This window comes from Pseudomonas sp. GW821-FHT04C07 (assembly GCF_059420325.1).
The window spans coordinates 66,084-89,634 of record NZ_JBWKTM010000013.1 but is presented as its reverse complement, the minus strand read 5'-3'; the positions used below and the strand labels follow the sequence as shown (position 1 = coordinate 89,634).

At 52.9% G+C, this 23,551-nt stretch carries 25 protein-coding genes; 12 read left to right on the top strand and 13 right to left on the bottom strand.

Annotated elements, in window-relative coordinates; translation table 11 throughout:
• Positions 1–226 precede the first annotated feature (226 nt).
• Both AC07UI_RS22435 and cynR read right to left on the bottom strand, forming a co-directional pair.
• Positions 227–1,609 carry a glutamine synthetase family protein gene (locus tag AC07UI_RS22435; protein ID WP_494994571.1) on the bottom strand — a complete coding sequence of 461 codons (1,383 nt, stop codon included), beginning with the start codon at positions 1,607–1,609 and terminating at the stop codon, positions 227–229.
• A 362-nt stretch (positions 1,610–1,971) separates the two neighbouring features.
• The gene (gene cynR / locus AC07UI_RS22430) at positions 1,972–2,853 is read right to left on the bottom strand and encodes a transcriptional regulator CynR (protein WP_494994570.1); all 882 of its coding nucleotides are present in this window, start codon (positions 2,851–2,853) and stop codon (positions 1,972–1,974) included.
• A gap of 108 nt (positions 2,854–2,961) precedes the next feature.
• On the opposite strand from cynR, the gene AC07UI_RS22425 reads away from it, so the two are divergent.
• From AC07UI_RS22425 to AC07UI_RS22410, 4 genes are all read left to right on the top strand, one after another.
• Entirely contained in the window at positions 2,962–3,621 is a 660-nt protein-coding gene (locus tag AC07UI_RS22425) for a carbonic anhydrase (protein ID WP_494994569.1), read from the top strand.
• A 35-nt stretch (positions 3,622–3,656) separates the two neighbouring features.
• A complete protein-coding gene (gene cynS, locus AC07UI_RS22420; protein ID WP_494994568.1) occupies positions 3,657–4,127 on the top strand; it encodes a cyanase in 471 nt (156 codons plus the stop codon).
• Between the two features lie 170 nt (positions 4,128–4,297).
• Positions 4,298–5,209: a DMT family transporter gene (locus AC07UI_RS22415; RefSeq protein ID WP_494994567.1), complete on the top strand. Its 912-nt coding sequence runs from the start codon at positions 4,298–4,300 to the stop codon at positions 5,207–5,209.
• Positions 5,210–5,368: 159 nt separating this feature from the next.
• Entirely contained in the window at positions 5,369–6,304 is a 936-nt protein-coding gene (locus tag AC07UI_RS22410) for a LysR family transcriptional regulator (RefSeq protein WP_494994566.1), read from the top strand.
• A 17-nt stretch (positions 6,305–6,321) separates the two neighbouring features.
• Here the strand turns inward: AC07UI_RS22410 and AC07UI_RS22405 are convergent, their stop codons facing one another.
• The 6 genes from AC07UI_RS22405 to AC07UI_RS22380 all read right to left on the bottom strand — a co-directional run bounded on the left by AC07UI_RS22405 (position 6,322) and on the right by AC07UI_RS22380 (position 10,885).
• Positions 6,322–6,687 (bottom strand): 5-carboxymethyl-2-hydroxymuconate Delta-isomerase, encoded by a 366-nt coding sequence (locus tag AC07UI_RS22405; RefSeq protein ID WP_494994565.1) that lies wholly within the window; start codon positions 6,685–6,687, stop codon positions 6,322–6,324.
• Between the two features lie 309 nt (positions 6,688–6,996).
• Positions 6,997–7,935 (bottom strand): LysR family transcriptional regulator, encoded by a 939-nt coding sequence (locus tag AC07UI_RS22400; RefSeq protein WP_494994564.1) that lies wholly within the window; start codon positions 7,933–7,935, stop codon positions 6,997–6,999.
• Positions 7,936–8,058: 123 nt separating this feature from the next.
• Positions 8,059–8,829 (bottom strand): DUF6311 domain-containing protein, encoded by a 771-nt coding sequence (locus AC07UI_RS22395; protein ID WP_494994563.1) that lies wholly within the window; start codon positions 8,827–8,829, stop codon positions 8,059–8,061.
• Complete coding sequence (locus tag AC07UI_RS22390; protein WP_494994562.1) at positions 8,798–9,193, bottom strand: GtrA family protein; 396 nt, start codon at positions 9,191–9,193, stop codon at positions 8,798–8,800. The genes AC07UI_RS22395 and AC07UI_RS22390 overlap by 32 nt, the downstream gene beginning before the upstream one ends.
• A 28-nt stretch (positions 9,194–9,221) precedes the next feature.
• Complete coding sequence (locus AC07UI_RS22385) at positions 9,222–9,932, bottom strand: class I SAM-dependent methyltransferase (protein ID WP_494994561.1); 711 nt, start codon at positions 9,930–9,932, stop codon at positions 9,222–9,224.
• Positions 9,933–9,934: 2 nt separating this feature from the next.
• A complete protein-coding gene (locus tag AC07UI_RS22380) occupies positions 9,935–10,885 on the bottom strand; it encodes a glycosyltransferase family 2 protein (protein ID WP_494994672.1) in 951 nt (316 codons plus the stop codon).
• Between the two features lie 308 nt (positions 10,886–11,193).
• On the opposite strand from AC07UI_RS22380, the gene AC07UI_RS22375 reads away from it, so the two are divergent.
• Together AC07UI_RS22375 and AC07UI_RS22370 are read left to right on the top strand one after the other, a co-directional pair.
• A complete protein-coding gene (locus tag AC07UI_RS22375) occupies positions 11,194–11,385 on the top strand; it encodes a YegP family protein (protein ID WP_494994560.1) in 192 nt (63 codons plus the stop codon).
• Positions 11,386–11,660: 275 nt separating this feature from the next.
• Positions 11,661–13,157, top strand: a complete 1,497-nt coding sequence (locus AC07UI_RS22370; RefSeq protein ID WP_494994559.1) for a tyrosine-type recombinase/integrase — start codon at positions 11,661–11,663, stop codon at positions 13,155–13,157.
• A 9-nt stretch (positions 13,158–13,166) separates the two neighbouring features.
• Here the strand turns inward: AC07UI_RS22370 and AC07UI_RS22365 are convergent, their stop codons facing one another.
• The gene (locus AC07UI_RS22365) at positions 13,167–13,730 is read right to left on the bottom strand and encodes a hypothetical protein (RefSeq protein ID WP_494994558.1); all 564 of its coding nucleotides are present in this window, start codon (positions 13,728–13,730) and stop codon (positions 13,167–13,169) included.
• 621 nt (positions 13,731–14,351) lie between these two features.
• On the opposite strand from AC07UI_RS22365, the gene AC07UI_RS22360 reads away from it, so the two are divergent.
• The 3 genes from AC07UI_RS22360 to AC07UI_RS22350 all read left to right on the top strand — a co-directional run bounded on the left by AC07UI_RS22360 (position 14,352) and on the right by AC07UI_RS22350 (position 17,264).
• Positions 14,352–15,119, top strand: coding sequence for a hypothetical protein (locus tag AC07UI_RS22360; RefSeq protein ID WP_494994557.1), 768 nt, complete (start codon positions 14,352–14,354; stop codon positions 15,117–15,119).
• Positions 15,120–15,217: 98 nt separating this feature from the next.
• The gene (locus AC07UI_RS22355; protein ID WP_494994556.1) at positions 15,218–15,859 is read left to right on the top strand and encodes a hypothetical protein; all 642 of its coding nucleotides are present in this window, start codon (positions 15,218–15,220) and stop codon (positions 15,857–15,859) included.
• Positions 15,860–16,652: 793 nt separating this feature from the next.
• Positions 16,653–17,264 (top strand): hypothetical protein, encoded by a 612-nt coding sequence (locus tag AC07UI_RS22350; protein WP_494994555.1) that lies wholly within the window; start codon positions 16,653–16,655, stop codon positions 17,262–17,264.
• A 406-nt stretch (positions 17,265–17,670) separates the two neighbouring features.
• On the opposite strand, the gene AC07UI_RS22345 is transcribed toward AC07UI_RS22350, so the two are convergent.
• Together AC07UI_RS22345 and AC07UI_RS22340 are read right to left on the bottom strand one after the other, a co-directional pair.
• On the bottom strand, positions 17,671–18,135 hold the full coding sequence (locus tag AC07UI_RS22345; protein WP_494994554.1) for a hypothetical protein: 465 nt from the start codon (positions 18,133–18,135) through the stop codon (positions 17,671–17,673).
• A gap of 20 nt (positions 18,136–18,155) precedes the next feature.
• Complete coding sequence (locus AC07UI_RS22340) at positions 18,156–18,470, bottom strand: hypothetical protein (protein ID WP_494994553.1); 315 nt, start codon at positions 18,468–18,470, stop codon at positions 18,156–18,158.
• Positions 18,471–18,607: 137 nt separating this feature from the next.
• On the opposite strand from AC07UI_RS22340, the gene AC07UI_RS22335 reads away from it, so the two are divergent.
• From AC07UI_RS22335 to AC07UI_RS22325, 3 genes are all read left to right on the top strand, one after another.
• A complete protein-coding gene (locus tag AC07UI_RS22335; RefSeq protein WP_494994552.1) occupies positions 18,608–18,829 on the top strand; it encodes a helix-turn-helix domain-containing protein in 222 nt (73 codons plus the stop codon).
• A 551-nt stretch (positions 18,830–19,380) separates the two neighbouring features.
• Positions 19,381–19,596, top strand: coding sequence for a hypothetical protein (locus tag AC07UI_RS22330; RefSeq protein WP_494994551.1), 216 nt, complete (start codon positions 19,381–19,383; stop codon positions 19,594–19,596).
• Positions 19,597–19,729: 133 nt separating this feature from the next.
• A complete protein-coding gene (locus tag AC07UI_RS22325; RefSeq protein WP_494994550.1) occupies positions 19,730–20,356 on the top strand; it encodes a recombinase family protein in 627 nt (208 codons plus the stop codon).
• 270 nt (positions 20,357–20,626) lie between these two features.
• On the opposite strand, the gene AC07UI_RS22320 is transcribed toward AC07UI_RS22325, so the two are convergent.
• Together AC07UI_RS22320 and AC07UI_RS22315 are read right to left on the bottom strand one after the other, a co-directional pair.
• Positions 20,627–22,171, bottom strand: a complete 1,545-nt coding sequence (locus AC07UI_RS22320) for an Eco57I restriction-modification methylase domain-containing protein (protein ID WP_494994549.1) — start codon at positions 22,169–22,171, stop codon at positions 20,627–20,629.
• A gap of 2 nt (positions 22,172–22,173) precedes the next feature.
• The gene (locus AC07UI_RS22315; RefSeq protein WP_494994548.1) at positions 22,174–23,133 is read right to left on the bottom strand and encodes a XamI family restriction endonuclease; all 960 of its coding nucleotides are present in this window, start codon (positions 23,131–23,133) and stop codon (positions 22,174–22,176) included.
• Positions 23,134–23,551 lie beyond the last annotated feature (418 nt).

Sequence of the window (23,551 nt, the reverse complement as noted above, 5' to 3'; positions counted from 1 at the left end):
TCTTCTGGCGACAGATTAACGGCTGGCGCGTGAAAAAAAGGTCGAACGGTGGTGAAGACCTTACTGAGTGGTCACAACTGCGTCGATCACAAGGACCGTCAATGAAGACAAGCCTTGGTAGTTGACCAAACCTCAGGCAGCCAGCCATCAACTTTTCGTGCAAAACCAGCCCGCAAATAGTCAATCAATGGCTAATTGCCAGAACCGTCGCCAGAACCCGGGAACTTCAGGCCTGGTGCAAATACCAACGCCAGTCCTGCTCCCCCACTTCCCCCATGAACTGACGGTACTCGGCACGTTTGACCGCCAGATATACCCCAAGAAACCCGGCACCGAATGCATCCCGAGCCCAGGAGGAGCCTTCCAGTGCGCGCAAGGTGGTCAGCCAGTCCGTAGGCAGCAGCTCTTTGGCCTGAGCGTAACCATTGCCTTCAACCGGCGCACCAGGATCGCACTGCTCACGAATTCCCCGATGAATGCCCGCCAGAATCGCAGCTGCCGCCAGATACGGGTTGGCATCGGCACCGCAGATGCGGTGTTCGATATGCCGGGAAAATGCCGGGCCGCCAGGCACTCGCAAACTCACAGTGCGGTTGTCCACACCCCAGGTAGCGGCCAGCGGCGCGTAGCTGTTGGTCTGGAAACGTCGATAAGAGTTGGCATTCGGACAAAACATCAGCAACGAATCAAGCATGGTACTGAGCATGCCGCCGACCGCTTGCCTGAGCAGCGGCGTGCCGTCGGGTGCTTCGCTGGCGAACAGGTTGTTGCCATCCTTGTCCGCCAGACTGACGTGCATGTGCATGCCGGTGCCGGCCAGGTTATCGAACGGCTTGGCCATGAAACAGGCGGTCATTCCATGCCTGTGCGCCACGCCCTTGACCAGACGCTTGTAACGCACCGCTTCATCCATTGCCTGCAAGGCATCGCTGCGATGTTCAAGGGTGATTTCCACCTGCCCCGGCGCGTACTCGGAAATTGCCGTGCGTGCCGCAATGCCCTGAAGTTTGCAGGCGTTATACAGATCTGCGAGGAACGGCTCGATCTGCTCCAGCTCACGCAAGCCATAGACCTGTGTCGCCAGCGGCCGGCCACCATCGACATCCCGCGCAGGTTGCGGGCGACCGTCGCTGTCGCGTTGGCGATCAAGCAGATAAAACTCCAGCTCCGCCGCCATCACCGGATAGTAGCCATCGGCTTTGAGCGCATCGATCACCTTGACCAGCAAGTGCCGCGGATCAGCCACCGTCGCGGGCATCCCCTCTTGCGGATGCATGCTGACCTGCACCGCAGCCGTGGGAATCTGCCGCCATGGCATGCGCTGCAAACTACCACTGAGCGGATAGGCCCGACAGTCGACATCACCGACTTCCCAGACCAACCCGGAGTTTTCCACGTCGTCGCCATTGATGGTCAACCCGAGGATGGTGCTCGGCAGCGGCCGTCCGCTTTCATACACCGCCAACAGTTCATCGCGATGCAGCAACTTGCCCCTTGGCACGCCGTTGTTATCGAGGATGAACAACTCGAACATCTCGATATCCGGGTTGTGCTCAAGAAAAGTCAGGGCTTCTTGCTTTGAGGCAAAGGGGGTCGTGGCAAAACTCATGGGAACTCTCGTATTTCCGCGTCAGGCGAACGCACAGGCGCCGCCGGTTCGATCCACCGCACAGGGCGAACCATATGAAGACTTAACGGGAAATGCAGGTATCCGGTGGGCGCGCGTGGCGACAGTGCCATAGCGCCCAAAAGGCCAGTTCAGAAGGGAGTGCAGACAAGCTCGGAGCGGTGGCAGGGGTGAATCGACGACGGGGCTGAAGGCTTGACGCGCGGGCGCCAGGCGAAGCCTCGTGCTTGATATCAACTGACCAACCGTCCATAGGGATAACCGCAGAAAACAGGTGTCGAGCAGCGTCACACGGGCAGATAAGCCGTTAAATCCAGACTTGACGAAGTGTGGTTGCAGATTGACTAAACATTCCCCCGCTGCTCGACCAACTCGACAAACGCCCCACACGCGGCACTTCGGTAAGCGCCCTTGCGACTGAGCAGTGCCACGGTGCGTTGCAGCAACTCGGGATCAAGTGCCAGCGACTGCAATCCCGTCTGCTCGTGGGCGATGGCTTGCGGGAGAATGGTCGCCAGCTGGCTGCGGCGCACGATTTCGATTATCGCGCTGATGGAGTTGGCTTCAATGGCGATGCGTGGTGCGATGTTTTGCTCACGGCAGTACCGGTCGATGTGCTGGCGGGTGGCAAAGTCACCACTGAGCAAGACCAGCGCCTGCTCACCCAGAGCGTGAGCACTCAGCGACTGTTGCCCGGCGAACCCCGGATGCGCATCACTGACCACCAGGCTCAAGGTTTCGGCGAACAGCGACTGAGATTCGATATCGGCCAAATGCTCACCGCTGAATCCAATGCCGATATCCAGGCGGTCTTCGGCCAGCGCCGCCTCTATACGGTCCTGAGTCATTTCCTCAACGCTCAGGTTGATCGCCGGGTAGAGGTTGTTGAAGCGGGTCAGCAACGGGCCGATCAGGTACGCGGTGAAGGTCGGGGTCATCGCCAGACGCAACGCCCCCCGGCTCAGATCCTGCACGTCATGCATCGCCCGCTTGGCCGCCTGTAGATCCTGCAAGGCCTGCCGCGCATAACGCACATAAGCCTCACCAGCGTCTGTCAGGCGCACACAACGCCCCGAACGGTCGAATAGCGGTGCACCGAGGGAGTCCTCCAGTTGCTTGATCTGCTGCGACAGCGTCGGCTGGGACACATGCAGAGCTTCAGCGGCTCGAGTGAAGTTGCGATGCTCGGCGACCGCAAGCAGGTAACGAATATGGCGTAGCAGCATGGGCGCTCAACTATAGGCCTGACTTATAGAAACAATAATAAGCCAGTCTTGGACGCTATAACTGAAAACTTTCATCCTTGCCCCATCAGCAACGCAAGGAGAACCACCATGCAAGACATCATCGACGGCTTCCTCAAGTTCCAGCGTGAGGCCTTTGCGCAGCGTAGCGAACTGTTCAAACAACTCGCCACCACACAAAGCCCCGGCACCTTGTTCATCACCTGCTCGGACAGCCGGGTGGTCCCGGAACTGCTGACTCAACAAGAACCTGGCGGCATGTTCGTGATCCGCAACGCCGGCAACATCGTCCCTTCCTACGGCCCCGAGCCGGGCGGTGTCTCGGCCACGGTTGAATACGCAGTCGCCGTACTCGGCGTCAGCGACATCGTGATCTGTGGCCACTCCGACTGCGGTGCAATGACCGCCATCGCCACCTGCAAATGCCTTGACCACTTACCGGCCGTCGCCAATTGGCTGCGTCACGCCGAGTCGGCCAAGGTGATCAATGCCTCTCGTACTCACGCCTCAATTGAAGACCGCCTGGATTCGCTGGTGCGGGAAAACGTCATTGCCCAACTGGCCAACCTCAAGACTCACCCCTCGGTCGCTCTGGCCCTGGAGCAAGGTCGACTGAACCTGCACGGCTGGGTCTATGACATTGAAAGCGGTTGCATCGCCGCCCTGGACGGCGCGTCCCAACGCTTCGTTTCCCTCGCCGAACACCCGAAAACCTGCGCGCTGTCCAGCAAGTTGCAACGCGCCGCCTAACCCACAGCTCTTGCATCACTAAAGAGGAAATCATCATGCTGCAATCCCAATTCGCTCAAGCTCCACGCCTGGCCCTGGCCGACATCATCATCGACGCCAAGGCACGCAAGAATCTGTCCTGGCAGGACCTGACCGACGGCACGGGCCTGAGCCTGGCTTTCGTGACCGCCGCCCTGCTCGGTCAACACCCGCTGCCGGCTGAAGCAGCCGATGTGGTTTGCGACAAACTCGGCCTGGACCAGGACGCCAGCCGTCTGCTGCAAAGCGTGCCATTGCGCGGCAGCATTCAGGGTGGCATCCCGACCGACCCGACCGTTTACCGCTTCTATGAAATGCTGCAAGTCTACGGTTCGACCCTTAAAGCCCTGGTGCACGAGCAATTTGGCGACGGCATCATCAGCGCCATCAACTTCAAACTGGACATCAAGAAAGTCGAAGACCCGGACGGCGGTTCCCGTGCAGTGATCACCCTGGATGGCAAGTACTTGCCGACCAAGCCATTCTGATAGACCGCCAGGAAGGTTCTATGAACCTTCCTGGCCCTCAGGATGTTCGCCACTACCCCCTTACCTGATTTTTCAATAACCGCAGCAAGTTTTTGATTTGCTGCGCTGCCGCATACCCTGCCTAATCACACGCTTATCACTCAACGCCTGATGATGGAAAACAATCGAAGATGAAAAGCGTTAGTTTCGCCACCGCCAACGCAGGAATGCTGATCTGGGCGCTGTTGATCGCTGCCTCGTTTTTCGCCGCTGCACAAGTCAGTCAGGCCATCGATCCAATCCTCCTGACCGGTCTGCGACTGCTGTTTTCGGCATTGATGTTTTTGCCGATGCTGCTGTTGAAAGGCACCACCCCTATGACTGCGCGCGGCTTGCTCAGCCACGCAGCCCTTGGATTATTGCTGGCAGTGTATTTCGGTTCGCTGTTCGAAGCCCTGCGCTACACCTCTGCGGTCAATACCGGGACGATGTTCACCCTCGTGCCATTGATGACGCTGCTTTTCGAAGCCTTTCTGATGCCCAACAACAGCGTTAGAAATCGCTTGCTGCCCATGCTGATCGCAGCGGCCGGCGCAGTGCTGCTGATTCTCAAAGGCGCAGGTCCCGGACAGCTGCCTTCGCTCTACGCAGTCCTGGTGTATGGCGTCGGGTGTCTGGCGATGGCCTTTTACTCGCCCCTGAGCCAGCGACTCAAAGACCACAGCCTCAAAGGTCGAGGCCCGGTGGCCATGACCTTCTGGAATATGCTGTTCGGCTCACTGTTTCTGTTTGTCTTCTCCCTGCTCAGCGGCGGCTGGCGCACGGGTTCGCTATTGGCGATCAGTGATTTCTTCTGGCTGGTTTACCTGGCGCTGTTCGCCACACTCGCTACTTTCTGGCTGTTGCATCGGGCAATCGGTGTCATTGCCCCGTCCACGGTGATTTCCTACGTTTACCTGAGCACGCTGTTCATCACCTTGTTCCATTGGTTCTGGCTCAGACAACAACCGCTGCTGATAGAACTGTTTGGCGCACTGCTGGTGGGGATCGGAATGCTCGCGCTGGTCATCTCCAGCCGACGCTCGGAACCTGCAACGGCGTAAGAGCGGGCGATGGAGTGCGCAGGTCGCCTTACCTGCATTTTGTGACCCACTGCTGACCACGAAATTTCCCACGAGGCATTCTCTTGGGACTATCGTTCCGTTACCCTTTTACTTACGTGTTGCGCTCAATCGGCGCAAGGGGCTCATGAGACGGATCTGATGCTGAACAGCAACTTGCTTAGAAAGCTCGACATGCAGGACCTTATGGTCTTTATCGCTGTTTATGAACAAAGCAGTGTCACCGGCGTGTCCGAAACCCTCTATGTCAGCCAGTCCACGGTCAGCTATTGTCTGAAAAAGCTGCGTACCAGCTTCGAGGACGAGTTGTTCATCAATACCCGAACGGGTATGCGTCCGACCTGCAAAGCCACCACCATGTACGGGCACGTGCTGAAAATTCTTGAAAGCATCAATCTGTGCCATTCCGGTGTTCAGGCCTTCGATCCAACCCAAAAAGCCGTGACGTTCAACATTTGCGCGCCGGAATACTTCGAACTGCTGATACTGCCGCGACTATTGAAAAACTTCGATTTCGCCGACCTGCCGGTAATCGTCAATGTGCAAAAGCTCGAAACCGATATTCCCGCCGATGAACTGCGCGACGGCAGTCTCGACCTGGTGATTTGCTTCGGCCCCAACTTTCACCGCAGCCACAACGACTTCAAATCCCGGATGCTGGTGGAAGATGACCTGGTGTGCGTCTTCGATAAACGCGCGACCCCGCTGGAACCGCGCTTCAGCCTGCAATCTTTTGTCGAGCGTCGTCACGTGTTCCCCACGCCGTGGACCTCCGATACCAACATGGTGGATGGCTGGCTGGCCCACCAGGCGCATAAACGGCAGATTGTCGCGCGGTCCAACAGCTACAGCGCAGCACTCAAGATGATCACCGGCACCGACTTCATCCTGACGCTGCCACGGCGCATTCAAACGCTTCTGGCCAATGACGCAGTCTTCAGCCATTGCGAAGCACCGAATGGCTTGCCGGGGTTCACCCTCGACATGCGGTGGAGTGAAGCCAGCGATCAGGACAGCGCCAATACCTGGCTCCGTGAGCAAGTGCTCAAAGTCTGCGTGGAACAAGGCTTGCTCTGAGCCCGGAAGCTCGCCTGTCAGTGGCCGATAGCCGCCTTGGTGTAGGACTCACGATCGATATCCAGAATCTCCACGCACAACTGCACCTCTACATCGGCCGGCCATTCACACAGGTCCTGTAGCACGGCCAACAGGCTTTGCGACAACTGCTTCTTGATCTCGGTCGAACGTCCGCTCAACAGCGCCAGCTTCACATGCACAAAAGCACGTTCGCCCAGTCCGGTACCGACCCGAAATGCTCCCACCTGCACCGCTCGGCTCTTGATATCGAACTCCGCCGTAAACTGCCCGGAAGCCACCAACGCATGGTTGAGTCGCGACAATGCCTTGTCGGCATCGAGCGCTGGCAGGTTGGGGGTGTATTCCATATGCAGGTGAGGCATGGCGATAATCCTGATCGGGTAAAGGAAAGGTCGTACATATAACACAGACCAGTCCTGCTCCACCTGAGCACTAGTTAATGCTCAGGGGCAGCCACTGAGTCGCGCAGCGCAAGGCTATCCCACGCAGCAACCGTAATCAGCACCGCCGACCGTGCCGGCCTTACCACTGTCGTGGCTGCCGCGCCCACGCAACAGAGAACGGGAACTGCTCATGGGGTGGATCTCCGGTCAAATCCTGAGGGGTAACGCTACACAGCAAAACAACCCAGCCTCGAGGTATCAAGCAGGCCTCTGCGCATCGCGTTGGCTTCAGAGCGACTTGATGTCCTGTATTTCGGACAAACCGCGTTCGCTCATAAACGCTTCCAGCCGCGAACGCAGCCAGCGCTCGGCCGGGTCGGTATCGACATGACTGAGCCAGACCATGGACAGGTCCAGTGTCGGCGTCTTGAACGGGAACGGTTCGCAGAACAACTGACCTGAAGCAGCCATGGCCGCGGCCGTGTAATCCGGCAGGCTGGCGATCATGTCGGTCCCGGCGAGCAATGCCGGCAAGGAGCTGTATTGCGGTACCGAGAGCACCACCTGGCGTTTACGACCAATTTCAGCCAACCATTCATCTGCGAAACCGCTGACATTGGCCGTGTGAGAAACCAGCACATGCGGCCGTGAGCAGTATTCATCCAGGGTCAGCGGGGTTTCAGAAGCGTCCGCGCGCAACACGCTGGGTTGAATATGCCTGAGCAATTTGCGCTTGGCATTAGCCGGCAGGCCGCGGGTCTGGCTGATGCCGACGGTGATGTCGCCGGACGCCAGCAAGTCCGGGATACGCCAGTAATCGACGTGCTGGACGACGAACACCACCTGCGGCGCCTCTTGGCGCAACGCGCGCAACAACGGCGGCAGCAAACCGAATTCGACATCATCGGACAGGCCAATGCGGAAGGTCATGGTGCTGCTGGCGGGATCAAAATCGTGGGTCAGGCTCAGAGCGACCGACAACGAATCCAGCGCCGGCGAGAGATGCTGAATGATCTCCTCGGCCCTTGCCGTCGGCTCCATGCGATGGCCAACCCGGATGAACAGTGGATCGTTGAACATCGTGCGCAAGCGATTGAGCGCCGAACTGATGGTGGGTTGCCCGAGAAACAGCTTCTCCGCCACCCGCGTCACATTGCGCTCAAGCATCAGCGTTTCGAACACGACCATCAGGTTGATGTCCGCCTTGCGCAGTTCGTTACGATTCATCTGCTATCCCCAGTCTCCAAGACTGCGGGCAGTGTAGAAAGGCCTGGGGGTTGGCGTCTACCTGCCTGCGCAGAAGATCACCCAGACCGTCACCGGATCCCGACGCACTTGAGGCGCAGCGCCTCAACGCACGGTCAACGCCTGCAGCCCTATCGCCAGCTTGCGTCCATCCTCGCCCTGTTTCAGCAAGGGTATAAGCTTGAGCGGATTTGTTGCGCTCATCTGGAGGCAGTCTGCGCATTGCTTCCAGCCCGGCGCAAGAATATTCAAACCATCGATTTGGGCCAGAAGATCGGTGTTGGCATCAATGCTGATGGCCGCCTGAAGCAGCGCCCGCTCATCCAGAACATACAGTGAATCCACGTCATACTTCCCGGTGGCAAGGCGATGGGAGCTAGCGTAATCCGCCAGCGCAAGCCAATTGGGCGAGTAATTCTGCGGACGGACCCAGCGAACCTTCTGGTAGTGAGAAGCAGCGCTCTGCCAGAACGGATCAACGAGCGCGGTCTTTGCCGATGCTGGCGGCACCATCAGGAAATTACCTGTGCCTGCCCAGCCTGCCCGGGTATCCGTCACCTGTATCACCAGTACGACGACCAACAGACAGAGGGTTGTACGCGGACTGTGGCCCCGAACAACAACAACAACAACAACATAGATGACGGCGAAGATAGTCACGTAGAAAACCGGCCAGAACATTCGCCCCGACGCCCGGAAAACATTCGCGGCAGCCACGACAAACGCGGGCAGAGGATAGTCGAGCTCGAAGGGGCCGATACCGACTTTGTTGGAGACCGCGAAGAGTGCTAGCCCCCCATAAGAACAGGCAACAGGGTGATCGCCAGATGCTTTCCAGAAAGCTTCATCGATAAGTCCAAAAGTTATGCAGTACAAAGGTGAAAGCGGGGATGGTCAGCGCTACTGCAGCAATTCCCAGCAGATAATGAAGCCCGGCCATTTGGGCGGCCCAGGCCACCAACATCGCAAGTAAAAAACCTGCGCCCGAGACCATCATGAAGCGCACCAGCGTCCGGCCGTGCAATCGGCTGGAAAAACTCCAGGTGGTATTGATCACATAAGAAGCCACGGTCGCTACAGCGAACGCCGCGCCGTTGGCCAAGGGCGGCAGGGGTAACACATAGTTGATGAACAGTACGGCAATGAGTGCATGAAGGGCCGTGACGAACAATCCGGTCACGGCAAAACGCCGGGCACGTTTGATCAAGGCTGACTTGTCAGTGCCTGTCTCACGGCTCATTGCTTGTCACTCAAGCAGCAGCGCGACGTCACGGCTTCTGCGCCAGACAGAACACCGTCAGACCGGCCAGACGGTTCGCGCCCATGAAGGGAAGCTCGACACTACACAACGTCTTCAACAGCGTATTGACCAGCGGATGATGCCGCTTGAGTTGCGAGCGCGGTGGCGACGGTTGTGCACTTTTTGGCAGTAGCCGCAGGGTTGCCGCAATGGGGAAGACCAGGCCGAAGTAGTAAGCTCCGTGCCTGACCGTCAAACCAGCGTCCCTGGCCACCGTTTCCAGTTGCGGCAGGGTGTAACGCCGTTTGTGCTCGAGAAAGTCATCGTGCCCGCTCCAGAGAAACTGATATGCCGGAACCGTCATCAGAAAACGGCTGCCGGACGGAACTTTATCGACGTAGGCCTTGAGCAATCCGACGTCGTCATCGACATGCTCCAGCACGTCCATCAGCAGTACCAGGTCGGCATCGACCGAGTCGATCGAACGACGGTAGTGCACCGGTTTCCCGGCGATTGTGGCGTCCGAGTCCGCCTCATAGCTAATGTCCACGCACCAGGCCTCACTGGCGAGTGTATGGCTCAGCAGATGATGGGAAAAGAACCCCGAACCGGCGCCCACATCAAGGATCTTGCGGCTCTCTGCGCCCTGAAGCAGGCGGATCATCGCCGCCGCTTTTGAACAGTAATACCAATGCTGCTCGATGCTAGAACCGAGGATGTCGGTTTCCTTGAGATCCATGCTCAGTCCTTGGCGTTGTAGACGCGACGCACCAGGAAAACCGGGCGGCGTTTTGATTCGATGCAGGTTCTGCCCAGGTACTCGCCCAGCCCCCCGATACCGATCAATTGCAGGCCACCCAGAAAGGTGACGGCAACCATCAGCGAGGCGTAGCCCGGTACATCGATCCCGGTAAACAAGGTCCGCAACACAATGAAAATGGCGAACGAAAAAGAAACCACGGACACGAACGGCCCCAGACAGGTCCAGACCTTGAGCGGGTCGGTGCTGAAACTGCTGATGCCTTCCAGGGCAAAATTCCACAAGCGCCACCCGCTGAATTTGCTTTCACCCGCCACCCGCTCCGGGCGCTCGTAATCGACATGGGGGGGCCGAAACCCAACCCAGGCAAACAAACCTTTCATAAAGCGCCGAGACTCGGGCAGGCTCTGCAATGCGTCAACCACACAACGGTCCATGAGCCGAAAGTCACCGACATTTTTCGGCAGAGGTTGATCAGAGATTTTGTTGTGCAGGCGGCAAAACCAACTGGCCGAAGTTTGCTTGGCCCAGGAGTCGTTGTTGCGACTCACACGATAACCCAGCACCACTCCATAGCCCTCACGCCAACGGGCGATCATCTGAAGGATGACTTCCGGTGGATCCTGCAGATCGACGTCGATAGGCACCACGACCTGGCCGGTCGCAGTCTGAAGGCCTGCCGTCAATGCGGCTTCCTTGCCGAAATTGCGGCTCAAATCGATCACTCGAATACGCGGGTCAGTCTTCTGGCGCTCCAGAAGCAGATCCAGCGTGGTATCGGTACTGCCGTCATTGATGAACACCATCTCCAGACCGACCAACGCCTCATCCTTGAAGACGTCAGTAATCCGAGCGATGAACAAATCGATGGTGGCCGCTTCATTGAAAACGGGGATGACGAGCGATAGTTCCAAATGCTCAGCCAGTTGCATTCCGTGCTGATGAGTCAATTGATTGCTCTTTTTTATAGTAATTTTTCTACAATCTGCAGCCGCCGACTGATACTCAGCGCCATGAGCCGAGTCGTATTAAGCAGGAGCGCGGGAGGTGATGCAAGGGCGAAACTGCGGCGGCTTTGGCCATTCAACATGCCGGTACGTCAACGTCAGTTACGCTTCTTGAAATAATTTAAAACTATTAGAAACAAAAACCTGATAGCCAAAAAAATCACCTCCGCTACGCTTGCTTCGATGAGTCACACAGGCTTTCGCAATTAGATCAATCGCATGGAGCGAGCAGTATGTATTTTGAGATTTACAGGCAATCCCAAGGCACCCCAAGCACCGGAACAGGACAATGGCGCTGGCGGTTGAGGGCGGGAAATCACGAGATAATCGCCAGCGGCGAATCCTACATCAACAAGGCTGATTGCTTGCACGCAATCGGGCTGATCACAAGCACCCAGAGCGATATCCCGGTGAAGGAAATCTAAACCCGCTGGCCGATGCCGAAACTGTTCAGGAGCAATGAGCCGCTTGGGCATGCTTCAAACAGTCGATGATGCGAGCATGAGCAAACACCGGAAAACGAAAAAGCCCCGTAGCTTATTCAGCTACGGGGCTTTTTCTGTGTATGGCGGAGAGATAGGGACTCACCATAAAGAAAGTTTTCGACCAACAAGGCCAGCATTACGGGGGTTTCAGCGTGCATAGTAGTACAATTTAGTAGTACAATCCGATGTACCACTCTCCTCCACACGACGCTCCAATGACAGACAATCTGATTCAGAAGAAAGGCGAGTCCACGTGGTATGTGCGACTGGCGGTGCCTGTGGATGTGCAGAAAGCCTTTGGCTGTAAGGTGCTGATACAGTCGTTGAAGACCGGACTCCGCAAGGAAGCAATGGATGCACGCCTTCCAATCCTCGCCAACTGGAAAGCTCGTATAGTGACGGCTCGGGCTGGCAAGCCATTGCCCCCTGACTGGCAAGAGTCGCTGGCTGGGATGCTAGAAACTGTGGACAGCATAACAAAGCATTCCAAAATGACCCGCATAGGTGAAGCTGGCGCTGCTCCTTATGTCTTGCCAGAACCAACTGAAATGGCGCAGTTCATGGAGGACAACCCTGCCATGGTGGACGCTCTCAAGGGAATGATTCAGAAAGCACGCCAAACCCCCATGGGTCTGTTCAAGCTTGATGACGAACTGGGAGCCGCTTTCAAAACCGCAGTGGCTCAGCGGTTTGAAACTCACTACACGCCCACCGCAGATGAGAAGGACGAGATCAGGATGATTGCGGCTGGTGATGGTGATGGAATTCGTAAAGTTCGGTCGCCAATCACAAAGCAGCGTATCGCTACGTTCCGCCAGTATCGTGAAACGCGGAATGTCGCTGACAAGACGATGGATCAACAGGAATCGAAGCTGGAGAAGCTGTCGGCATACCTGGCTAAAGAAGGTAAGCCGCTCGACTTCGATACCGTGTCAGCGTGGCTCGACTCGCTCAAGCTGGCAAGCAAGACCCTCACCCAATACCTCTTGGCAGGTAACGTCTTCTGGAAATGGGCGATGAAACACGACACTCGCTGGCGTGAAGACTTCAAGGACAAGGCCAACCCGTTTGAGAACCATGAGCTACCGCAAACCCGTGGCAAGGAACGTGCAGACCGTCAGAGAAAGGACTTCCAGCCGAAAGAGATTGCGGAGCTTCACGCTGCCGCGTTAGCCGCTGACCACACGACGCTGGCTGACTTGATCCTCTTGGGTACTTATACAGGCGCTCGCATCGAAGAGCTTTGCCAATTAAGGGTCGAGCACCTGATTAAGCCGGACGGCATTGAAAGCTTCGATATTGTTGATTCAAAGACCGCAGCGGGTATCCGGGTCGTGCCTGTACACCCTGCCCTCACCCGAATTGTCGAGCGCCTGAAGAACGACTCCAAGGATGGCTATCTGATCCCGTCTGACAGCAAGAACAAGTACGGCATACGTTCTGACGCGCTCTCAAAGGCGTTTGGCAGACTCAAAGAAGCGCACGGCTACGGCGCCCAACACGTGTTCCATTCGATCCGCAAGACGGTTATCACTCAACTTCACAGGGCTGGCGTGCAAGGGCCACTGATTGCTGAACTGGTAGGTCATGAAACTGGAATCGTGACCTTCGACGTTTACTCACAAGGCGCGTCTTCGATTCAAAAATTGGAAGCCATTTCCAAGCTCCCTTCCCTCACAGCCCAAACAACTCAGTCGGCAGAATTGGAGTGAGGAATTTTCTCAGACTGCCAGCGATGATAGCGGTGATTGCTCGTGTCTGACGTATGCCCTACCGGGGGCGGACAACGACATATGGTCCCCCCATTTTGATTCAACGATAGAAATCAGCTCCCAGCGATTCAGATCATCCAAAGCACCTTTGTATAGAAGCGGCGATAGCTCAGTGGTTTGTTGTACCTCACTCACGTACAGGCACTGATCATCGCCTTCATGCTCCGCAATGACTTTCAAAACCTTGAGTGCACTTTCATCAAGCGGAGGAAGCGTTGGATTCAATTTGAGATTCGCCTCTTTCAAATCGGCAGCGAGCCTCCAAGCGAGACGGGACAAGAAAGCAACCAATACCACTGCCAATGTCGCTACTACGATGAGTAGCCAGAGCGGAGTCTGGACCATTTGCATGAGGCTTTCATAGACGCCAATCAGCCAAGTCCAGACGGCGGAAACCATTGGTAGGATGGTCTGTTTATGCTCCTCCGTGACCATTTTGATAATCGGAACGACAACGGCCAAAGCAAGAGGCAGCAATACCGCCCACAGAACTCTCTTTCGCTTAAAACTCATCCGGTTTATCCGCCTGCTTGATCATTCCAGAATGCTACCAGAACGCATGCTGAAGTAAGTACCACGACTGCTCACATCCCACCCAGCCAGCGACAACAGCCCCGCCTAGCCTCTTCGCATGAACGAGCCGCCAGCCTCAATTAACTGAAAGGTTGGCGGCCCCGAAAACTCGTTAGAAACCATCGATAAACCCAAGCATAACCTGCACTGAATTCGTCATGTCCTGAGTAACAACGGTCATTCAGTCCAGTGTTTACGGGCTTACATGGCTGTCTGACCAAGCAAATGCTTTTCTCTCTCGCTGAAAAATAGTTTTCAAAACTTGGAAATCGGAAATGTCAATACGCGGGGGTTGCTTTTTTAAAGGAATCGTGTAGAATTCGACTCCTGCCTCAGTGGGCAGAACAGATCGCCGAGAAACCTCTACGTGGCCAGTGCTGAAAATGCACGAAACCACAGGAGGTTTTTTAACGCCTGAGTTTTGGTTGATCACCATTTGACGATCACAGCAAACCATGAGAACTGCCATGACTATTGCAAAGCAAGCGAACACCAACATGAGGTCGACGACATCGAATAGCTGAGTTCCTGCTCCTCCGTAGTGAGAAGAATGACGAGCCGATGCCGACCAATGTGTCGGTTTTTTATTGCCCATTTTTTCAACTGAACGGAGGTAACAACATGCAACAACACAGCATCTATGACATCACCAGAACTATCCGCGTAGCCCCTTGCGTGGCCGGGGTACGCCTCGACTACAGCCTTGGGGAGGAGATACCGCTATTCGCTCCCCCATTGGATGAGTCGCTGACCTACGGCTTCGGCTACAACTCTGGTCGCCGTCGCAAGGCCATGGGAATGCCCTACTTCAAAACAGGAAAAGGGACGCCCCACAAAACTTGGCACAACATGATGCGGCGAGCTTACGGCCCCAAAAAAGCTACCGCTTATGAATATTGCAGCGTCTGTAGAAAGTGGTGGGACTATCAAGAGTTCGCCGCGTGGTACTCCATGCAGCCATATGCTTTCGAGTCTGACGCAGAACTGGACAAAGACATCTTGGACCCGATGAACACAGCGTACTCACCTGAGCACTGCTCGGTCGTTCCGAAGCTGATTAATCAGATTTTCAGGGACACAAGGAGTCGTCGCGGCAGATTGCCCATTGGAGTGTCAGTTGCGTCAGGCGGAGTCGGTTTTGTGTCTGTGCTTTCGATGTTCGGCAAGCCTGATGTACTGGGGATATTCGAAGACATCACGGAAGCCTTCAGAGCGTACCAGTCGGCCCACCGGGCGTACTGCAATCAGCTGGCAGATATCTACGAATCGAAACTTGATGCCCGCGTGATCAAACGACTTCGAACATGCTCCCGTCACATCCGGGACTGAGTTACGCCCAACCCAAGCACCACCGCAGGCCGACGCCTGCGGCAACCACAACTAACGAGGCACACGCCTATCGAAATGAACTGACGAAGGAGAACGAAATGACAAGAAGCAAAATCACGCCTACAACTCGCACCAAAGCAATACAGATGCGCACTGAAGGTTACACTTATGCGGAGATCGTCTTTGCCTTGAGCGATGACGGTATTACCCTTAACTGGTGCAAGCGAAATCTGAACTCCGTTACCGTCTACAACACTCATTTCTTTTTGGTAGAAGAGCTGACTCCGCTGGCGCTTCGTCCTGAAGGCATATCCCGCCTTGAATTCCGCACCAAGATCAAAGCTGCGTATGGTATTCCCTTTGGAGACATGATCCCTGAGGCCATCGAACGGAAAACCAAGCGATGCCTTCCCAAGGATGCATTTGTCCGCCCTGACTGGATGGAGCCTGAAGCGGCCAGATCGAGCCAAACAGCAATCATTGAAGCTGCAAGCCTTTTGACTGACCGCCTTGATGAACTGCATGGAGAAATTTGCGCACTGTACCCCAACGCTTCATCTTGGCACGTACGCGATGCGATTCTGTCTATGGTCACAGGTAGCCATCCGGCTGGACCAATCGTTCAAGGGCGGCAAATGTCAGATGCAGTGAGTAAAATGGAGGAGCGTCTTCCTCAACGATCACAGTTTGAAGTACAGGCTCAAGAAGTCGATCATGAATACGACCGTCTGTGCATGTGAACCTTTTGTCCATAAAGACTATACAAGGTTCACTTGTTCACGAGTAAATGCCAGACGGTGACGTCTGAGTGGGATAACCCGCTTCGAAGACAATAGTCGTATCGTCCCGATTCTGGATTAGCACTCCAATTAATAAGATTAAATCAACAAAAAATTAAAGTAGGGTGCTACTGACAATGTACATTGACGGGGATATCCTTTGGAGGTACTTCAAAGAGTTATTATTTGAAATGTTTAAATAAAATCAATAAATAATAAAAAAAACAAAATCAAATAGAGTAATCCTGACAACCTACGGTGTCTTCTTGCACTGGACAATCAAGAGCGCTTGAGCTCATCTGGTATTTGTCATTATGTATTTGTTTATCAGGATACCATTTCCAGTGGTATCGCATTTGAGGTGCAGAAACATTGGGCGTTCGCCCGGCGGTATCCCATCTGGATGTTATCCATCTTGATATGCTGTTAATAAATAAATTAATAATGATCAACAAAACTTAAAATAGAGTAACCCTGATAGGCCAGCCTATCGTCTTCAACCCTAATAAAATGGCTACCCTTCCAAGAACGGCAGTTCTACTGATACTGGTTTGTAATGTATTGGTTTGATTTGGCTGTAACACTTGAGTGTGGTCAGCTTGGGCATACGCCCGGTAGTAATCCTATTTAGTATTGGAGTTATACAGCTTCAATGATAACATTAGCTGCGAGCGAGTAATAACTACCTCTCTCGTCTTATGTCTCCCCGCAACACACACACGAAAAATTCATCCCTTACAAGGAGGTATTACCTATGACCAATACAGTAGCAATACGAAAATCCGTTAAGTATTCGACACGTACCACGGCTATCCATGAAGCAGGTCATGTACTGGCTGACTGGTGGAGTGGAAAAGAAATTTATCAGGCTCATGTAAGAATGAAGCCGAATTCAACCGAGCTCCCTATTATTAGTCGTAAGGGTGATGAAATTAAGGATGCGGTTGGATTGGTCGAAACGTCTCCCTTGATTTCTCTTTTTACGGCGCGTGAGTTTCCTGACTTTATCCGCAGTAGCGTTCCGAATTACCTGACCCACCTTGATCACGATCTTATGGGACTGATGGCAGGTCCTGTTGCTGAAGCATTGCACACACGTCAGAGCCAGTTTTATGTGATGATGAATGGTGGTGCTGGTGATGTTAAGGCCGCACAAATTCTCCTTGATTTGCTGCCTGCTGACACTCACTACGCTACAGAACAACGTGCTATCAAGCGTGCAGGTAAGATGTTGCGTGAACACTGGGATACAGTCAAAGCATTGGCCGATCTGCTCCAAGCTCACGGTACAGTTGACGGTGATACTTTGATGGGTGTCATCGAAGCTCGTATTGGTGAGCAACGCTGCAACACGTTTCAAGATTAAGTCACAAGCCGTACGTCTAATATTCATCATCTAGCAGTAAAGCAAACACCCACTCTAAATATATCAATCAACAGGAGTACAACTCAGAATATCCGCTCGGGTGCGTAATAATGATTGAGCAAAGCTCGATAGGGGCACTACCTTGAACTCCGCTCAACCTGAAACCCTGAGCTGATCAGAGTCGGCAAATCCACCAATAACCATATTAAAACAATGGCCTAATCTGGTGCAAACAGCTTCAGAGAAAACACCAGCAAGTTCCACACCCAATAACTTAAGGGATTTTGCTTAGCAAGCGGTGCTCTCTCTTCTCAGAACTGGTTTTCCTGGATATTGACCAATGGTGCAGGGATCACCATCGGGACTGTTGCGCTACAAAGAGCTACATCAGGCTTGGTCTGCCCCGTTACTCTCCGGCACTAAGCCCAGCGGACTCCGCTACAGTGCGAAATCTAGCTGTCGTGAAGGTCCGCTTCGGGAGCTTACCGACTTTTACTACAACTGATTTTTTGGTCAGAAGCTCACGTTTCAAAATCACCTGCTCCGCCTCTGTTTCTGGCACCAGCTCTTTGTAGTACTCATCCGAACACATACCAGCAAAGCTAAGACTTTTACCGTTAACCTCTCCCTGAGCCTTGAAGTTCGACTCGCCTTCAGGGCAAGCACCCTCACCACTGATAATGTACGCCAAACGCATGCCTTCATCTGCGGGGATAACTCGAATATAAGCGTGCTCGCTTTCCTTGCTGATCACTGTTGCCTTATGCGACCAACCAAGTGACCAGTATTTAGAACTCAAGTCTTCACCCGCGTAAACTGACGAAGATAGGCATACGAGGTATATCGAAAGCTTAGGGAACACCTTGTTCATGCGTCCTCCTCGGGTAATTATCAACGAAGCCAACCGTTTGCTGTCATTGCTGTTTTACCGCTGGGTAGCAGAATTAATGCAGATTTACCGTCGCTATTCGACTCAATAAAACTAACTTTAGTTGGAGAAGATATCGTCCTGCACTTTCCAGTTGAAATCAGGTGTTCAGCACCATCCTCATCCTTGTCTTGCGAAGCTTCAATCATGTCGCGCCAATCACCGAGCTTGTAGCAAAGCATTGAACCGGCGATCAGCGTTCGCTGAGGGTAGGTCTCTGCCATGGCAGCAGATGCGAGAAGGGGGAGCAAGCACAGCAAGCGAGAAACGGTGTTCATCAAGCGATTTCCTTTAATGTGGTGTGAATCCATAGGTCTCAGACCACCATAATGCCATCGCAGGATTAAAATGTAACGATTGGTGTGTCACCATTTAGTGTGTTCACGATCAGAGCACGGACTTCCATCATGCAAGGATGCAGATTAATCAAAACCTCAGAAAAGGCTTCGGCCAACGAATCCGGGAGCTACGGAAAGCTCAAGGCTTTAGCCAGGAAGCATTTGCCGATAAATGTGGCTTCATGCGCACCTACATGTCACGAATCGAGACAGGCACTGCCAACCCCAGCCTAGATGCGGCCAAGGTGCTTGCTGATGGGTTGGGTATGTCGCTGTCGGAGCTGCTGGAAGGGTTGTAGCCGCGACTGGAACACTGTTGGTTGGTGCTTTAAGGAAATTTTGAATTTTTTTCTCGAAAAGCGGTGATTTGAAAATCGACCTCACTAAATACATTAGACAGGACATCCGTTCTGCCCAATTTATTAATAGGTAAAAGATGAACAATCACATTCGCTTCGGTATTACCCTGAGTCCTGCAACAACCGGCTTTCAGGCCATTCGGTTCGGCCGCACACTTTGCCGCTATAAATGTCGCTTCATTCAGGGTACTTGGTACGTGTCCATCCCTTCGAAAATGGATGGTGTCAACGGAGCTAATCGGATTCGCCACATTCTAAATTCTGCAATGGAATCTGCTGGTATCTGTACAGTGCGTTACTGGTACTCGCATCTGGATGGGCCGAAGGAGCATCAGGTTTTGTAGTAGCTACCAGCAGCCCCGTCGGTGATGATGGGGCTTCTTTTGATAGCGGATTACTGTTAAAGCCCTGAAATCAAAATCGCGTAGGAATGTGTTCCTGTAATCAGCCAGGACTGGCTCGAATTCCCGCACCAACCAAGGACGACTTCCATGTCAGACAACCTGGATGCCAACATCACCACAGCCGACGTGCTGACCCTGTTGTTACACAACCAGCACGCACTTGCCGCCGCAATCGAGGAAGTGGCCCTGTGGGCAAGGTCAACTGGCTCACCCGAGACTCATGACAATGCCATCGCGGCGCTGGGCACCCTCGACACGAATGCATCCTCCATCACCGCTGGAATCCTAAAACTGAGGCAGTAGCCTCTATCAAAGAAGTAGACCCATCCGGTAGCTCGATAGCCGCTCGCAAATCGCTATCAGATATCTATTGCAGATAGCCATACGATTAAACTATCATTTATCTATCGAATTTAAGATCAAAGGATAGTCAGCAATGAACGCTCACCTCTATCTGCGAGCATCGACCAAAGACCAAGATGCCAATCGTGCAAAAATCGCCCTGGAGTTGTTCGCTGTCGAGAAGGGATTGAGCATCGTTGGCGTGTACGCCGAGAACATCAGCGGAACCAAGCTCAACCGCCCCCAGTTGCTCGCCTTGCTTGATACTTCTGAGAGTGGAGACGTGCTATTGGTTGAGTCCGTAGACCGCCTCAGTCGCCTCTCACAAGCTGATTGGGACACTCTCAAGGCCACAATCAAGGCTAAGGGGCTGAGGCTGGTTGTTGCCGATCTACCCACCAGTCACATGCTGGTAGAAGCTCAGGGAATCACTGGACAAATCATGGACGTGATCAACAACATGCTGATTGACCTAATGGCAACCATGGCACGACTGGATCAAGAGAAGCGTGTGGAACGCATCAGGCAAGGTCTGGAAAACAAACGCGCTGCTGATCCTGAATGGAAGCCATCTGGTAAGGGTAAGAACAAAGCCAAGTGGGCAGAGGTACAGTCGCTGATGCAGAAGCATCCAACAATGTCAGCTGATGAAATTGCCAAACTGGCTGAGTGTGGCGTTGCCACGGTGTACAGAATCAAGCGAGAAACGAAGGCTGCCTGACTCCGGCCTTAGCTATGTCATCCTGCTCGGATTATATGGGGTTTCATGCCCCCCCAACTTATTTATGGTTCCGTTTGGAGCTTTCTATTTGACACCGGTTTTGGTGATTAAGCAGCACTGGTTTTCATACCAGAATATCAGTGGAACGCCCCAGTTTATATTGCAGGTTGAAAATCAAAATTCATACAAGATGTAGCTGAAAAAATTGGCGGGCGGGCAGTAACCACACAGAAAGCCCCCCCAGCTAGGAGGGCCAATAATCTATGAACGCTAGTTTGCCAAACGAGAGAGAACTAGATCAATCGCCTTCTTTAACTCGTTCACCTGCACATTTGCAAGCTCTTTTGGCTCAAGTTTATGAAGCCCTCCGCCATATACTCTGCCCTCGCCAAGAAGGCTGCCTGGAGATAGTTTCACTAACTCTTCCCATGCAGTATGCAGTATTCCCTCATCAAGCAAAATTGCTTTAGCCAAGTCTCCAACCGGATACATAGCAAGAAAACTGTTGGTTATTGTCGCTTTGGATTTATTTAATATAAATCGAAAAGGATTCGCCCCAACTTCACTACTTCGCCCCATGTACGTACACACTATCGGCGGAGGAAGTCTCTGCTCCTGCCAGTACCACACTGGTCTATTTTTACACAGATAGCCCTGCGAAACTCCATCCTGAACTCCTTTCTCTAAGTATCGAGAAAGCTCGGGCCATTTCCTAGAGATTTCAACCTCACTCTCCCGAACATCAAGCAAAAACAACTTCTTACTCAAGCATGGGATACCTGCCTCATCGGACTCAATTACATCCTGATCTATATATCGCGAACTTGGAAGAATCGGGCTAAGGTAATCAAAGCTTAAGAACTCATTCTTGACATCATCTTCAGAGAGGATAAAAAAATCATTACTACCCGTAGCCAATCCACGTCGGATTTTAAAGTAGTCTGCTATCACTGCCCCAGACGTAGCTTCCCGCACATCACTCACCGGAAACCTAGACCATTTAGGCTCCATCCTCAAATCATCAGTCGATACAAAGCGTGTTAGACGAGGCTCATTCAAAGTGCCTCCGAATGAAAACTCAACATCATACTTACGCTCCGGCTTTGAATTCTTAAACCACACTACTGCGGAAGAAACCAAGGCATCTGAAAACTGAACATCCTCTGGATCAAAGCGATGCACATGAAGTAAAGTAACCTCATTGAGCAGGTACTCTTTGACTTTCTTACCATAGTTAACATCCATGAACTCGCTTGGAATCAACCAGCCAGCGATGCCCGAGTCACTCAACCACGCATGAGCGACTCCCATGAAGTAACAATAGAGACCAGCCAACCCGCTTAGCTTCATATTTGAAACACTAGAGCATAGGTCTTTGAGTCGCTTCTTTTCGGCAGCATCCATATGGTGATGACGCACATATGGTGGATTGCAGATTAATAAATTTGTCTTTTTTACCGGCTCCTGAGTTGTAAAATCCGCAAGTGTTACTTCAAGTCGCTCACCCGCCCACAGCTCAATGGCTGGCAATGCATAGTGCGGATCAATTTCAAAACCAGAAGCAGAATTAATTTCAGACTCATCAAACACACGTCTTAACGCAGAGTAGAACGACCCAGTGCCTATCGCCGGATCGAGAAAGTCTACAACACCGTTTTCACCATGCAACGATTTAGCGTAACGCAGAATATCTGTTGCCAGCTCGGTGGGCGTAGCGAATTGACCCATTTTATTCCGTTGCAATGATGTCTTTTCAGCATCAAGCTGCGCCTGAATTACCAACCTTTGCTGCTCGAAATTAAATTTACTATTCATTTTTAGAGCCCGAACAAAGCGAGATCATCTATACGATGCTCCCAAACCCAATCAATTCCTTCAGCGGCCTCATAGCCCAAATAGCCACAATCAAAATAGCCACACAAAAACAAGTTAAACGAAACATCAACAGTAAATGTACGACGCAACTGTGTAACCTTGACTGCTTCTTCCTTCCTACGCTTATTCGTATTCGCAAAGTCACCAGCAGATTTTGCCTCAAAGAATATCGGTAGCTGGCCAACTTCAGAGCCCAAAGGCTTAACAACAACATCGACAGGAATATTAATAGTATTAATACCAGTCTCTAGCCTAACCGGAATATTCATACGAAAACTGTAAGTTCCCGGCAGCATATTCTCACAAGTGAGGGAAGTTCCACCAACTTTCCTATACCCTCTAGCATTAAGCCAGAACTCGATAGCTGCTAGCTGGCGCTGCTCTTGTGCGTTTCTTATTATGGGGTTAGCTACCGCCCCACACAACCTATCAGCAACGATGGTTGCAGCCCTGTGTATATTAGATTGTTCTAGATCACCAGTCCCGGAAAGCCAAACGAATATATCAGGATCGGCCATACGCTGAATAACCGACGCGACCTTACTCAACTCTGATAGCAAGGTAACACTATCCATTCTTGGCGGAACTCTCCCGAGCAATTCCATAGATTTGACCATTGAAGGATTCGCACCCGCCAACCCAATCAATCTATCCACAGCTATTGGAGGACAAGTAGACATTCTGAGAGTCGAGATAATCCCTGGATTAGCCGCTAGAGTTGCGGGAGAAATATCTGTCAGATAATTGGTGATCTCTAGCGCGTGCTCTACGTCACGAGTAGTTTTAATTCTAGTCTTACGGAAAGCAGCAGGAGCATAACTCATAAACCACGAATTATACATATCCACCGAACGCGCCACATCGTGCTTCCAACTATAAATTTTATCCGCATTAACTGGCATCAACGACCTTCCAAACTATCGAATTCATCCGTTAGGCAAGCTTCAAATCTCGACTTGTCCTCCTTTTCCCTAGGTATGGAATGGTACTCGAAATCGGTGACGGTTTCTCCGCCTGACTCGGACAAACGTCCCCTTCCTAGCCCTGCCCCCTCAAGCGGAAACCCTTACGCCATCTTCGCAGGCCACCCGGCATAAGCGATCTTTGGCGAAAAAAGTGACACCACCGACTTTGAAGTCATGTCTCGGCGTAGCTGATGACGGTGAGACATTGTGAAGGCAACAAAAATGCTCCGATCCGCAGCACATGCCACAACGCATAGCTGAATGCCCCATAACGCTTTTTGGAGCGGTCAAAGTAGTACAACACAGTAGTACAATCCAGAAACGAAAAAGCCCCGTAGACCTTGATCTACGGGGC

Bases quoted from the DNA above. Each gene is read 5' to 3' on its own strand.
- AC07UI_RS22435 (WP_494994571.1), bottom strand. From the start codon at position 1,609: ATGAGTTTTGCCACGACCCCCTTTGCCTCAAAGCAAGAAGCCCTGACT.
- cynR (WP_494994570.1), bottom strand. From the start codon at position 2,853: ATGCTGCTACGCCATATTCGTTACCTGCTTGCGGTCGCCGAGCATCGC.
- AC07UI_RS22425 (WP_494994569.1), top strand. From the start codon at position 2,962: ATGCAAGACATCATCGACGGCTTCCTCAAGTTCCAGCGTGAGGCCTTT.
- cynS (WP_494994568.1), top strand. From the start codon at position 3,657: ATGCTGCAATCCCAATTCGCTCAAGCTCCACGCCTGGCCCTGGCCGAC.
- AC07UI_RS22415 (WP_494994567.1), top strand. From the start codon at position 4,298: ATGAAAAGCGTTAGTTTCGCCACCGCCAACGCAGGAATGCTGATCTGG.
- AC07UI_RS22410 (WP_494994566.1), top strand. From the start codon at position 5,369: ATGCTGAACAGCAACTTGCTTAGAAAGCTCGACATGCAGGACCTTATG.
- AC07UI_RS22405 (WP_494994565.1), bottom strand. From the start codon at position 6,687: ATGCCTCACCTGCATATGGAATACACCCCCAACCTGCCAGCGCTCGAT.
- AC07UI_RS22400 (WP_494994564.1), bottom strand. From the start codon at position 7,935: ATGAATCGTAACGAACTGCGCAAGGCGGACATCAACCTGATGGTCGTG.
- AC07UI_RS22390 (WP_494994562.1), bottom strand. From the start codon at position 9,193: ATGAGCCGTGAGACAGGCACTGACAAGTCAGCCTTGATCAAACGTGCC.
- AC07UI_RS22385 (WP_494994561.1), bottom strand. From the start codon at position 9,932: ATGGATCTCAAGGAAACCGACATCCTCGGTTCTAGCATCGAGCAGCAT.
- AC07UI_RS22380 (WP_494994672.1), bottom strand. From the start codon at position 10,885: ATGCAACTGGCTGAGCATTTGGAACTATCGCTCGTCATCCCCGTTTTC.
- AC07UI_RS22375 (WP_494994560.1), top strand. From the start codon at position 11,194: ATGTATTTTGAGATTTACAGGCAATCCCAAGGCACCCCAAGCACCGGA.
- AC07UI_RS22370 (WP_494994559.1), top strand. From the start codon at position 11,661: ATGACAGACAATCTGATTCAGAAGAAAGGCGAGTCCACGTGGTATGTG.
- AC07UI_RS22365 (WP_494994558.1), bottom strand. From the start codon at position 13,730: ATGAGTTTTAAGCGAAAGAGAGTTCTGTGGGCGGTATTGCTGCCTCTT.
- AC07UI_RS22360 (WP_494994557.1), top strand. From the start codon at position 14,352: ATGCCGACCAATGTGTCGGTTTTTTATTGCCCATTTTTTCAACTGAAC.
- AC07UI_RS22355 (WP_494994556.1), top strand. From the start codon at position 15,218: ATGACAAGAAGCAAAATCACGCCTACAACTCGCACCAAAGCAATACAG.
- AC07UI_RS22350 (WP_494994555.1), top strand. From the start codon at position 16,653: ATGACCAATACAGTAGCAATACGAAAATCCGTTAAGTATTCGACACGT.
- AC07UI_RS22345 (WP_494994554.1), bottom strand. From the start codon at position 18,135: ATGAACAAGGTGTTCCCTAAGCTTTCGATATACCTCGTATGCCTATCT.
- AC07UI_RS22340 (WP_494994553.1), bottom strand. From the start codon at position 18,470: ATGAACACCGTTTCTCGCTTGCTGTGCTTGCTCCCCCTTCTCGCATCT.
- AC07UI_RS22335 (WP_494994552.1), top strand. From the start codon at position 18,608: ATGCAGATTAATCAAAACCTCAGAAAAGGCTTCGGCCAACGAATCCGG.
- AC07UI_RS22330 (WP_494994551.1), top strand. From the start codon at position 19,381: ATGTCAGACAACCTGGATGCCAACATCACCACAGCCGACGTGCTGACC.
- AC07UI_RS22325 (WP_494994550.1), top strand. From the start codon at position 19,730: ATGAACGCTCACCTCTATCTGCGAGCATCGACCAAAGACCAAGATGCC.
- AC07UI_RS22320 (WP_494994549.1), bottom strand. From the start codon at position 22,171: ATGAATAGTAAATTTAATTTCGAGCAGCAAAGGTTGGTAATTCAGGCG.
- AC07UI_RS22315 (WP_494994548.1), bottom strand. From the start codon at position 23,133: ATGCCAGTTAATGCGGATAAAATTTATAGTTGGAAGCACGATGTGGCG.